Source organism: Micromonospora sp. AMSO12t, assembly GCF_008806585.1.
Classification (GTDB): Bacteria; Actinomycetota; Actinomycetes; order Mycobacteriales; family Micromonosporaceae; genus Micromonospora; species Micromonospora reichwaldensis.
Window position 1 is genome coordinate 1 of record NZ_WAAS01000519.1, and the last position, 1,109, is coordinate 1,109.

Consider the following 1,109-nt stretch of genomic DNA (forward strand, 5'->3'; position numbering starts at 1 on the left):
GGCGAAGAAGAGGGCGGCTACCAGGGCCCCCAGGGCGAGTCCCGCGACCACCTGGGGCACGGTGTGGTCGCGCAGGCGGACCCGGGACCAACCGACCAGCGCGAGCAGTGGCGCCGTCGCCAGCAACCCGGCCCCGAACGTGAGCACCAGCACGACCACCGTGCCGGCGGCCACCGCCGAGTGGATCGACATCTTCCACCAGTGGCTCACCGTCACGGCGACCACCAGGCCGACGAGCCCGGCGGCGGCCAGCGCCAGCACCGGTCGCGGCGCGCCGAGCACGGCGAGCAGGGCCAGCCCGGCGGCGACCGAGCAGAGCCCGAACAGCAGCGGGACGCGGCGCTGCTCGCGGATCCCCACGTGATGGTCGGTCAGCCGGCCGCGACGCACCCCGCCGAGGATGTACGCGAACGGGATCCCGCTGACGAAGAGCGTGGCCAGCAGCCCCCAGGCCAGCCCGTGCGCGCCCTGGGCGCTGTGCCAGCCGACCGCCAGCGTCAGCGCCGAGACCAGCACCGCGGGCGCGGTCAGCTCGGTCACGAACCGGGCGAGCCGGAGGGTCCGGCCGGGTGGTGGCGGGGCGGCCGGACGGCTGTGGGGTTCCGCGTCCGAACCACCCGTCCCGCTCAGCGCCCCGCCTCTGCGTCCACCCCGGGCCGTTGCCCGGAACCGTTCCCGTCCGTACCCCGGCGCTCCGACCGGGCCGGGGCCCTGCCGTGGATCACCTGCCGTCGACCGTCACCGTACCCGCGGCCGGCCGTCCCGGTGCCCGGTCCCGCCGGGATCGCCGGTGGTCGGGTCGGGGTCGACGGTCGCGCTGGCGGTCGGGTCGTCGGGTGCCGGGGACGCGCTGGGCGCCGGGGACGCCGTGGGCTCGGGCGGCGGTAGCGAGAGGGTGCTCGTCGGCTCCACCGACGTCGGCTCGCCGGTCGGCGTGGGTGCCGGGCTCGGGCTGGGGCTCGGCGAGGGCTTCGGCGACGGGCTCGGCGACGCCGAAGGCCTCGGGGACGAGGGCGCCGAAGGCCTCGGGGACGAGGGCGGCGGTACCGGTCGGCCGCCGGGCCGGGACGGGGGCTTCGGACGCGCCGCCGGGCCGAGCGGCGGCGGCG

Annotated in this window: 1 protein-coding gene and 1 pseudogene; one reads left to right on the forward strand and one right to left on the reverse strand. The window is 78.3% G+C overall.

Annotation, left to right across the window (positions count from 1 at the left end; all coding sequences use genetic code 11):
- Window positions 1-540 (reverse strand): phosphatase PAP2 family protein (locus F6X68_RS32730; protein WP_225852575.1); only part of this gene is annotated, 540 nt, incomplete at its 3' end.
- 250 nt (window positions 541-790) lie between these two features.
- On the opposite strand from F6X68_RS32730, the pseudogene F6X68_RS32735 reads away from it, so the two are divergent.
- Window positions 791-1,109, forward strand: a pseudogene (locus F6X68_RS32735) (hypothetical protein); the annotation flags it as partial.